This is a genomic window from Neisseria sicca VK64 (genome assembly GCF_000260655.1).
Lineage (GTDB): Bacteria > Pseudomonadota > Gammaproteobacteria > Burkholderiales > Neisseriaceae > Neisseria > Neisseria sicca_B.
Map to the genome: position 1 here is coordinate 1 of NZ_AJMT01000040.1, position 2,033 is coordinate 2,033.

At 42.4% G+C, this 2,033-nt stretch carries 2 protein-coding genes; both read left to right on the forward strand.

From position 1 onward, the window contains the following. Nucleotides 1–225: 225 nt before the first annotated feature. Nucleotides 226–918 carry an SMI1/KNR4 family protein gene (locus HMPREF1051_RS02550; RefSeq protein WP_003764013.1) on the forward strand — a complete coding sequence of 231 codons (693 nt, stop codon included), beginning with the start codon at nucleotides 226–228 and terminating at the stop codon, nucleotides 916–918. A 191-nt stretch (nucleotides 919–1,109) separates the two neighbouring features. Next, nucleotides 1,110–1,661 (forward strand): hypothetical protein, encoded by a 552-nt coding sequence (locus HMPREF1051_RS02555; protein WP_036491423.1) that lies wholly within the window; start codon nucleotides 1,110–1,112, stop codon nucleotides 1,659–1,661. Nucleotides 1,662–2,033 lie beyond the last annotated feature (372 nt).

Below are 2,033 nucleotides of genomic sequence, written 5' to 3' on the forward strand. Positions count from 1 at the left end.
ACTTTAAACCAGTACGGCGTTGCCTCGCCTTAGCTCAAAGAGAACGATTCTCTAAGGTGCTGAAGCACCAAGTGAATCGGTTCTGTACTATCTGTACTGTCTGCGGCTTCGTCGCCTTGTCCTGATTTAAATTTAATCCACTATAAAATGGAAAGGGAAGAGGTCGTCTGAAAACGCAGTTTCAATAAAGTTCAAAACCAAAATCAATCCAGAAAAGGAAACATCATGAATTATCAGGATTTCATCAGCCAAACCGAAACACAATACGGCATCTCCCTGCCCAACCTATACAAACGCCTCGCTGCCGACGGTATGTTGGACTGGGGCGAATTGGGTAGCAAATGGTATAGCGAAACCTTTCCCAAGTTGCTCGAACATCCGCCCCTGCTGCTGGTCGGCTCGGAATTTGAACTGCCTCACGCCGACGAATTGCAGGGAATCAACGAACAGCTATGCGATGACAGTGAATGGAGGAGTTTAAAACCTGAATACCGTGGCAAACTCATCGCCTTTGCCGAAGCGGGCAACGGCGATTACTACGCATTCGACTACCGCCAAGAAGGCGAACCATGTATCACACGCCTGTATCACGACGACGACTTCAGCGTAGTAGAAGCCGCAAACTTAGCAGACTTCATCTTCCGCAGGCTGCTCCAAGCCCAAGCGGACTATTTCCCCGAAGAAGATACCTCTCCCGAAGACTACCGCAGACAACTGTTTGCCCAATTGGAAAGCCACCGCCCCTACCTCTCCGCCGAACAATATGAATTCCTCCGACAAACCTATCAAAAACCCTATCAAAAAGACCAATGGGGCGGATTGTTCATGTTGAGTGACGAAGAAACCAGTGCCACCGAGCAACGGTTCATCTCATGTGAACGGCTGGACGAAGAATTCGAACCTTTCGACTACGACTAGCGGATATATTGGTTTCGGTTTAAATCAGGATAAAATACTAAAGAAAAAAGATGTAAGAAAACACCGCATTATTTACATAACAGGCGTAGGTTGAATTGGAAATCCAACTTTCACAAAGGTCGTCTGAAAATTTTCAGACGACCTTTGCTTCGTATTCGTTACAATAGCTGTTTTGCTTACTTGGAATTTCTATGTACATAAAACTATTTTCTGCATTGTCAATTTTGTTATTTACATTTAATTGTAATGCTTTTTCCAAAGCCCCTGATGCAGATGGTGTAGTTAGCATCAGGATGATAGATAATACCCCGTGTCTTTATATTGACAGACCTGACTTAATTGGCGCGTATTTCATAGATATATCTCAAGTTTTTTCAGAAAATATGGATAGCATGCTCTATGAGGCAACATTTGAAGAAAATTACCCGACTAAAGAAAAATGTATTATGTTGAATTCTTCAAACTTTCCAAATCTAAAATTAGAAGATGGTCAAGTTTATGCAATTAGGCTTCGCCCTAATCCAAATAAAAATGAACAATTAAGGATAGAGCCGAATTTCACTGGTTTTGGAGATACAATTTGCCTTAAAAAAGATCAAAATGGTCATTTTAGGGTTCAAGATTATATTAGAGGTGAATGTGTAGATAGGGTTCCTAACCAATCTGAACAGAAATCTTTAAAGGAAAATAAAGGAAGTTGGTTTGATCGGTTCATTGAGTGGCTAAAAAGCTTACTATCATGATTCTGTTATCTTAGATTATACAAGTATAGATTAGGTTCAAAACCAAGCATCTATCAAGGTCGTCTGAAACTCAACTTTCAGACGACCTTCTTTAGTCCCAAATCTATTCACCCATCACTTTCAAAAACCATTCATACGACATTTTTACCGCTTGTCATTAATCATTTGTCTTGCCTGTCTTTTTGATTTATGTTTAAACTTTCATCATAAATCCTCCAGATCGTCATGACTGCCCGCCAATCCTACCACCTGACCTTCGCCCGGTTCTCCCCATCACTCTCCGTCAAATCCTTCACCGCCTCCGAAGCCGCCAACACCGCCTACCGCGTCGAAATCACCGCCACCTCTACCGATTCCTCCCTGCCGCTGTCT